Annotated in this window: 9 protein-coding genes and 1 tRNA gene; 2 read left to right on the top strand and 8 right to left on the bottom strand. The window is 49.9% G+C overall.

The genetic code is table 11. The annotated features are described in order from the left end of the window. Positions 1-324 precede the first annotated feature (324 nt). On the top strand, positions 325-576 hold the full coding sequence (locus CWE11_RS10015; RefSeq protein WP_126777483.1) for a hypothetical protein: 252 nt from the start codon (positions 325-327) through the stop codon (positions 574-576). A gap of 63 nt (positions 577-639) precedes the next feature. Here CWE11_RS10015 and CWE11_RS10010 read toward each other — a convergent pair. The 5 genes from CWE11_RS10010 to mutY form a co-directional block, all read right to left on the bottom strand. After that, positions 640-715 (bottom strand) — tRNA-Phe (locus tag CWE11_RS10010). Positions 716-835: 120 nt separating this feature from the next. Next, complete coding sequence (locus CWE11_RS10005) at positions 836-2107, bottom strand: glutamate-5-semialdehyde dehydrogenase (protein ID WP_126777482.1); 1272 nt, start codon at positions 2105-2107, stop codon at positions 836-838. Next, positions 2104-3219, bottom strand: coding sequence for a glutamate 5-kinase (proB, locus tag CWE11_RS10000; RefSeq protein ID WP_126777481.1), 1116 nt, complete (start codon positions 3217-3219; stop codon positions 2104-2106). The genes CWE11_RS10005 and proB overlap by 4 nt, the downstream gene beginning before the upstream one ends. A 150-nt stretch (positions 3220-3369) precedes the next feature. Next, positions 3370-3642 carry an oxidative damage protection protein gene (locus tag CWE11_RS09995; RefSeq protein ID WP_126777480.1) on the bottom strand — a complete coding sequence of 91 codons (273 nt, stop codon included), beginning with the start codon at positions 3640-3642 and terminating at the stop codon, positions 3370-3372. A 57-nt stretch (positions 3643-3699) separates the two neighbouring features. Further along, positions 3700-4716 (bottom strand): A/G-specific adenine glycosylase, encoded by a 1017-nt coding sequence (mutY, locus tag CWE11_RS09990; protein ID WP_126777479.1) that lies wholly within the window; start codon positions 4714-4716, stop codon positions 3700-3702. 95 nt (positions 4717-4811) lie between these two features. On the opposite strand from mutY, the gene trmB reads away from it, so the two are divergent. Continuing rightward, positions 4812-5528 carry a tRNA (guanosine(46)-N7)-methyltransferase TrmB gene (gene trmB, locus CWE11_RS09985; protein ID WP_126777478.1) on the top strand — a complete coding sequence of 239 codons (717 nt, stop codon included), beginning with the start codon at positions 4812-4814 and terminating at the stop codon, positions 5526-5528. Here the strand turns inward: trmB and hemW are convergent. Genes hemW through CWE11_RS12065 form a run of 3 tightly spaced genes read right to left on the bottom strand, consistent with a single transcriptional unit; the run spans position 5525 to position 7457 of the window. Continuing rightward, entirely contained in the window at positions 5525-6688 is a 1164-nt protein-coding gene (gene hemW / locus CWE11_RS09980; protein ID WP_126777477.1) for a radical SAM family heme chaperone HemW, read from the bottom strand. The genes trmB and hemW overlap by 4 nt on opposite strands. Next, on the bottom strand, positions 6685-7296 hold the full coding sequence (gene rdgB, locus CWE11_RS09975) for an RdgB/HAM1 family non-canonical purine NTP pyrophosphatase (RefSeq protein WP_126777476.1): 612 nt from the start codon (positions 7294-7296) through the stop codon (positions 6685-6687). Before rdgB ends, hemW begins: the two co-directional genes overlap by 4 nt. After that, positions 7293-7457, bottom strand: coding sequence for a hypothetical protein (locus CWE11_RS12065; RefSeq protein ID WP_157981343.1), 165 nt, complete (start codon positions 7455-7457; stop codon positions 7293-7295). The genes rdgB and CWE11_RS12065 overlap by 4 nt, the downstream gene beginning before the upstream one ends. Position 7458 lies beyond the last annotated feature (1 nt).

Raw genomic sequence — 7458 nt, 5'->3', positions numbered from 1 at the left:
CACTTGCTGCCTTGGAATATCGAGCTCACACGCTAGCGTCAATTATCTCGGCCGGTCGAATGGCCAACAAAACTGATCCACCTTAGAATAAAACCACGGTCAACGTGTGCTACTAACGACGCTTACGCTCAACAGACCCTCGATGACGGATATATTGGTGTTGGTGTATATCGGTATGCCGGTTCCAGTGAGCCACTAGTCATCGCGAATGTCCGAGTAGGTGAAAAGTTCAGTCTTGAGGGGTCGGCGACGACGGCTTTTGATTACATTTTAAGGGCAAACGCTTTTTATCACGTAACACCAGCGATAAAGCTAGGTCTTGGGGTGATAGACTACAAAAGCGGAGATTTTAGCGAGACTGGGACACGTCTCTCCGCAGGGTATCAGATAGTCGGAACTGATCAATGGCGTGTTAACGTGTTGGCAGGGCGAGAATTCATTTTTGATGATAAGAACTTTGTTGAGGTCCAGGTGCGCTATGAGTTCACGGATCGGTTCAGTGTATTCTATCACTTGCAGAATAATTCAGGCTGGATGCGAAACGAAGGGTATTTAGGTCTTGGATATCGTTTCTGACGAAATGTTGATATCTCCCGAGAACAAAAAGCCCCGCTAGAATTAGCGGGGCTTTTCAAATAATGGTGCCCAGAGGCGGAATCGAACCACCGACACGGGGATTTTCAATCCCCTGCTCTACCAACTGAGCTATCTGGGCATGCCGAGCATCATGTGATGCGGGCGGTATTAGACTCGTTTTCGCAAGCTCTGTCAACCGCCAAGGGTTTAAGTGGTGAAAAAATCCACCACGTCCTTTCAATGCTCAACTCGCTTCAAGTTAAGGACGAACTTGCCCTGTCCCTGTGACTACAAACTTCTCGGTGGTCAATGACTGCAAACCCATTGGGCCATATGCATGGAGCTTTGATGTGGAGATTCCAATTTCAGCACCAAGACCGAGTTGACCGCCATCGGAGAACCGTGATGAGGTATTCCACATGGTCACCGCAGAATCGATGTCTGCGATAAAGCGACGCGCTGTCGCTTCATTTTCGGTACAAATGACGTCGGTGTGGCCACTTGAAAAGGTTTGCAAGTGCTCAATTGCCTGATCATAGTCACGAACGGTCCGCACGGCAATTTCAAGCGCAAGGTACTCTTCACCAAAAGCATCGTCTGCGATCGGATGGGCGCCATCAAAATGTTCGATCGAGCGCTGACACGCGTGCACCTTGACTTGCTTTTCAGCCAAAGCAGCGGCAGCTTTGGAGAGAAACTCGTTGGCAACGCTTTCGTGCACCAGTAACCCTTCAAGGGCATTACATACACCTGTCCGTTGGGTTTTGCCGTTCAGGAGCAGCTGCAACGCTTTTTCCAAATCAGCATCCTTATCTACATATAAATGACACACGCCTTTGTAGTGCTGGATAACGGGAATCTTACTGTTGTCACTGACATAGTGAATGAGGCCTTCACCACCCCGTGGAATGACGAGATCGATGGTGTCTCGTTGTTTAAGAAGTTCTGCCATTAAATCACGATCGGGTGTAGGAACCACGGTCACGACATCTTTTGGCAAGCCACTTGCGGCAATCGCTTCGTGCATTGCATCAGCGATGACTTTGCTAGTACCGATGGCTTCACGACCACAACGCAAAATGACGGCATTCCCAGATTTAAAGCAAAGTGCTCCGGCGTCGGCTGTCACGTTAGGACGCGCCTCGTAAATCATACAAATGACACCGAGCGGGATTCGCATTTTATCAACGCGCATGCCGTTCGGGCGCTCCTCAAGTAAGTAACTCTCACCGACTGGATCGGGCAGGGCAATAATCTCCTCAATTGCACTGGCCATATCTTCGACGCGTGTTGCATCGAGGGCAAGTCGATCCATCATGGCGTCATCAAGACCTTTTGCTTTGCCGGCTTCCAGATCTTTTTTGTTCGCTTCTAAAATAGCCGGGGTGTGCGTTCGAATGGCGTCTGCCATCTGCTGCAGGACTTTATTTTTTGCATCCGTTGATAAGGTTGCAATGGCGCGTGCAGCTTTGGCTGCGCGCTCACCAATGGTTTTGGCTAATTCAGTATTCGTTTGTGCTGAGTGATTCATTTTTTACTCCATAACATTAAATCGTCGCGGTGAATGACTTCGCTGATTGGGCTATAGCCGTATGCTTCAGCGATGGCGCTGCCGGATTGTCCTTTGATATGAATAAGCTCATGGGAGCTGTATCGGCAGATGCCTTTTGCGATCGTTTCCATGTTTTCTGCACTGCGGATGAGTACTGCATCGCCGCGATCGAAGTTTCCTTGTATATCGACGATACCCGAGCTCAACAACGACGCACCATCTGCACGCAATGCGCTGACGGCACCGGAGTCTACCAAGACCTCGCCTTGGGCGATGAGGGTATGGCGTAACCAATGCTTCTTGTTGCTCAACGGGTTTTCTTTGGCTTTAAACAGCGTTCCTGGGTTTTCGTTACGTAGCAAGACTTCAAACTTGCTGCCTTTCCGGCCGTTTAAAATATAGGTATCAATACCGTGTGCCGTGGCTTTCTCTGCGGCCTCGACTTTGGTGCGCATACCTCCGGTACCGACAGCACTTGCAGAACCACCTGCAAGTGCGTAAATGCTTTCGTCGATTTCCTCGACAACAGGCATCAGAGTTGCGTCTTTGTGCTTTTTTGGATCTTTATCGAACAATCCATCAATGTCGCTACAGATAAAGAGGGCGTCGGCATCGACGACGGTTGCAACCATGGCTGCTAGATTGTCGTTGTCACCCACTTTCAGGTCATCGGTCGCGAGTGCATCATTTTCATTGGCGATTGGCATGATGCCATGCTCAAGCAAAGTATTGACGGAATTCCGGATGCTAATGTAACGCTCACGATCTCGGAGATCATCGTGCGTCATCAATACCTGAGCACAGGGGAAATCAAAGAAGCGTTGCCAGCTCTCCATAACGTGAGTTTGACCCACCGCGGCCATTGCTTTTTTGAGAACGACGGGCACATTGTTGTGCTCGAATTCGAAATGATGTCGGCCTGCTGCAACGGATCCAGAAGACACCAGGACAATTTCTTGTCCGCGCTCACGGCATTCATTAATGAAGCGAGCGATGGCGAGAAGATATTTTGAACTGCACCCGTTTCCATCTGGCGCGATAAGAGCACTGCCGACCTTGATGACTGCTCTCCGCCAGGCTGGGATTTTCATAGAGACTCCCTGTTAGTCAATCGAGGCGCGCAGTCTAGCACAGGGAGTCTTTTTTAACCACCGAGCAGCGAGTTAAATGGCTGTAAATGGCATTTTCATTCTCTATACGTACAATTCATCACATTTTTATAAGTGATGTCGCTGTATCCCTTATTTTTCAGGAGGTACATACCCTTCTATTTCTACATCTTTGCCTTCGAATAAAAATGCAATCATTTCCTTTTCTAGAAACTTCCGAGCTTCCGGATCCATTAGATTCAAGCGCTTTTCGTTGATAAGCATGGTTTGCTTAGCTTGCCATTGAGCCCAGGCTTCTTTCGAAATATTTGCATAAATACGCGCTCCGAGCTCCCCGGGATACATTTGAAAATCTAAACCCTCAGATTCTTTCTTAAGTCTTTGACAATAAACAGTTCTTGTCATGTTTAACCTCTGTAGTTCATATGTTTTCTTCAAAGCGCGAAAAAACCGGCGATCACGTCACGTGTGATTTGGGATTTGACGTTGAGCCTGAATAAATTTTCGAATGGGCGCCGGCAATCCGAAAGCGCTCAGTTCATTGTAACTGACGTGTGTACCTTCCTGCGATTCATTTACTTGCTGCGTTTTTTCGCGCCACACCTTTGCAATGAGTTTATAGTGGCTAAATGTATGCTCAAACTCACCCACTAATGTCGCATCTGTGGGAGGGGATTGGACCTCAGGTAGGCACCATAGTGACGCCCAGATTCCGCGTTCAGGGCGTTTTTGTAAGAAAATGGAATGTTGATTGCCTGACCAGAGAAAATGCCCAGGACGCACGGGTGTCACTTGCTTTTGTTTGGGAGTCGGCAATTGATCGATCTGCTGTGTTTTCAGCGCATAACAGGATTCGTGCAGCGGACATTCTTTACAGTTAGGAGCGCGCGGGGTGCAGCATGTCGCACCCAAATCCAGAAGCCCTTGGGCAAAACGACGATTGTCCGTCGCAGGCGTATAATCTTCTGCAAGTTGCCAGAGCTGATTATTTACAGCGGCCGTTGATGGAATGCCTTCTATACCAAAAAAGCGGCAAAATAACCGTCGGACGTTACCATCAACAATGGGGCCATAAGCATCAAATGCGAAGGACCGAATGGCCCCTGCGGTATATCGTCCCACTCCCGGAATCTTCTGGATGTCGGCGAGCTCCGTTGGAAACTTTCCTTGATACTCGCCAATGATAAAACGAGCGGCTTTGTGCAAGTTGCGGGCTCTCGAGTAATATCCTAACCCCTGCCATAGCGCCATAACCTCATCTTCAGTAGCGTTTGCTAAGTGTTCAAGGGTCGGGAAACGCGCCATCCATCGTTCAAAGTAGGGGATAACCGTGCTTACTTGCGTTTGCTGGAGCATAATCTCGGAGACCAGCACCCGGTAGGGTGTCGGGGGATTTTGCCAAGGCAAATCGTGGCGGCCATGGTGTTTTTGCCAAGTGAGGACACGCGTGGCGAAGATTTTCGGGGCAATTTTGGACATTTGCTTGTTTTTCCGCCGCCAGATTGCATAATGGCGACCCTTAATTCCATCATTACTGAATTGCTAGTTTAGCCAGTGTAACAGGTTCACCGTCAATGACAGAGCACAAATCAGCACCTGACGCGCCACGCGCCGATGTATATATCCGAAAAATTCGTAGTTTTGTTCGCCGAGAGGGCCGTTTGACCAAAGGTCAGGCGGGGGCGCTGGAACGTCAATGGCCAACGATGGGCATCGATTTTGATGGGCAATCGATTCATTTCAATGAAATCTTTGGGAATGACCAACCTGTCGTGCTTGAGATTGGTTTTGGGATGGGGCACTCATTGGTTGCTATGGCGAAAGCCGCGCCGGAAGAAAACTATGTTGGGATTGAGGTTCACCGCCCGGGCGTGGGGGCGTGTTTGCTCGAGGCCGAATCTCAAAACGTGAAAAACTTGCGCGTCATGGAGCATGACGCGGTGGAAGTGCTCGAACAAAGTATCTTGGATGGAAGTTTAAGCCGCGTTCAAATTTTTTTCCCGGATCCCTGGCATAAAAAGCGTCACCACAAACGCCGTCTAATTCAACCAGAACTTGTGGCGTTACTGCGTCGCAAATTAAAATTGGGCGGAGTACTGCACCTCGCAACCGATTGGGAAAACTACGCAGAACATATGCTCGAGGTAATGCGAGAGGCTCCCGGGTATGAAAACCAATCAGTTGACGGAACCTTTATTCCGCGTCCCGAAGAGCGCCCATTAACCAAGTTTGAAAAACGCGGGCATCGGCTCGGACATGGTGTTTGGGATCTTAAATTCACCGCGATCTAATCGGTTTCAAGTAACTCCGTCAATACATGGTTCAGGTACAACCGCCCTTGGGCGGTTGTTTGCCACGTTGTGCCCTGATCGTCTAAGTAGCCTCCGACGATGGCTCGCTCAAGCGCTCGTTCAGCAACCCCAATTGATAAACCCGTCCGCTCTGAAAACTCGTGCTTTGGTACGGGCTCAAGCAACCGAAGTCGATTCATAAAATATTCAAAGGTCCGGTCACTCTCGGTTACCGTCCAACGTTTGAAGGTCATGTCACGGGTCAAATCCAAATAACCCCGAGGATGTTTTACCTTTTCAGTACGGATTATATCTTGCTCTTCAGGACGCGTAATCTTGCCGTGCGCTCCACAACCGATGCCTAAGTAATCGCCAAACTGCCAATAGTTGATATTGTGTCGACCGCGGTGCCCTGGTTTTCCGTAGGCGCTGACTTCATATTGCTCATAGCCTGCTGCGGCAAGGCGCTGATGGCCCTGCTCATAAATTGCCCACAGCGTATCGTCGTCAGGCAATACGGGGGGCTTGCTAGCAAACAATGTGTTCGGCTCAATGGTGAGCTGGTACCACGAAATATGAGGTGGGGAGAGTGCAATGATGCCATCAAGATCACCCATCGCAGAGGTTAGCGTTTGATCCGGCAATCCGTGCATAAGGTCGAGATTGAATGAGTGGAGTGGGATTTTTGCAGCGTGATGCGCCGCCGTCTTCGCTTGGATTGGGTCATGAATTCTTCCCAATCGCTGTAATTGATGCGCTTGCAAGGATTGCACCCCAATCGACAAACGATTGACACCCGCGTCCACAAATCCGGAAAAGCGTTCGGTTTCGAAGGTGCCAGGGTTTGCCTCAAGGGTTATCTCGATGTCCTCAGCAAAGGGAATACGCGCTTTTACTTGCGCAAGGAGCTTTGCAATGCCCTCTGCGGAAAATAAGCTTGGGGTGCCGCCTCCAATAAAGATCGAGGTGAGCGAGCGGTCTTGAACGTAGTGCAAGTCGGCTTCGAGATCGTCAATTAACCGTGCGATATAGGCCTGCTCCGGAATGACATCCGGTTGGGCGTGTGAGTTAAAGTCGCAATACGGACATTTCTGCACACACCAAGGAATATGAATATACAGACTGAGTGGTGGGAGTAAGAGAGGATGCGAGCCACTCATGCCGTACGCTCGCCCAACTGGTTTGCCAACAGTCGCAAAGCCTTTCCTCGATGAGACAGTTCGCGCTTCTGGGCTTTGCTTAATTCTGCGGCCGTGGTATTTGTCTCATTCGCGATAAAGATGGGATCGTAGCCGAAGCCACCAGTGCCAGATGCCGCATGTGCGATTTTTCCAGCCCAACGGCCATGACAAATCAGCGGTGTGGGATCATCGGCGCTTCGCATCCAGACTAATACACAATGGAATTCAGCCGTGCGCTCCCCATCAGGGACATCAGTCATCGCCGCAAGCAGTTTCTCAACATTATCGGCATCTGTGGCGTTCGGACCTGCATAACGCGCAGAATAAATCCCTGGAGCGCCTCCGAGGGCATGAACGGCCAAGCCTGAGTCATCAGCCAGCGCCGGGAGTCCAGTCACCATACAAGCATTTCGTGCCTTAATGATGGCGTTCTCAACAAAGGTTAACCCGGTTTCGTCCGCATCGGAAACACCAAGCTCCGTCTGCGGTGTGACGTGCCAGCCAAAGGGTGCGAGAAGATCGGACAGCTCGGTAACTTTTCCAGGATTGCCCGTGGCCAGGACGAGCGTGTGCTTTGGCGAACTCATAAGGTTTCCTGCTTAATATCAATAATTTGCCCTTGGGTGTATGGGAGCCAGAAACGGGCAATTAAAATCAGGACGCCATTATAGCGCAGTTGCGCGCCTGTGTTATTATCGAAACTCGATTCAGGACTCATCGCCCACACGATGACATCATGAGGATGCATA

This window comes from Aliidiomarina sanyensis, from assembly GCF_003987175.1.
Classification (GTDB): Bacteria; Pseudomonadota; Gammaproteobacteria; order Enterobacterales; family Alteromonadaceae; genus Aliidiomarina; species Aliidiomarina sanyensis.
Note: the sequence above shows the minus strand (reverse complement) of the source record. Positions and strands in the feature narration are given on the sequence as shown.

What these genes read in the sequence shown, in the direction of transcription:
- CWE11_RS10005 (WP_126777482.1), bottom strand. Translation starts at nt 2,107, where the DNA reads ATGAATCACTCAGCACAAACGAATACTGAATTAGCCAAAACCATTGGT.
- proB (WP_126777481.1), bottom strand. Translation starts at nt 3,219, where the DNA reads ATGAAAATCCCAGCCTGGCGGAGAGCAGTCATCAAGGTCGGCAGTGCT.
- CWE11_RS09995 (WP_126777480.1), bottom strand. Translation starts at nt 3,642, where the DNA reads ATGACAAGAACTGTTTATTGTCAAAGACTTAAGAAAGAATCTGAGGGT.
- mutY (WP_126777479.1), bottom strand. Translation starts at nt 4,716, where the DNA reads ATGTCCAAAATTGCCCCGAAAATCTTCGCCACGCGTGTCCTCACTTGG.
- trmB (WP_126777478.1), top strand. Translation starts at nt 4,812, where the DNA reads ATGACAGAGCACAAATCAGCACCTGACGCGCCACGCGCCGATGTATAT.
- hemW (WP_126777477.1), bottom strand. Translation starts at nt 6,688, where the DNA reads ATGAGTGGCTCGCATCCTCTCTTACTCCCACCACTCAGTCTGTATATT.
- rdgB (WP_126777476.1), bottom strand. Translation starts at nt 7,296, where the DNA reads ATGAGTTCGCCAAAGCACACGCTCGTCCTGGCCACGGGCAATCCTGGA.
- CWE11_RS12065 (WP_157981343.1), bottom strand. Translation starts at nt 7,457, where the DNA reads ATGCATCCTCATGATGTCATCGTGTGGGCGATGAGTCCTGAATCGAGT.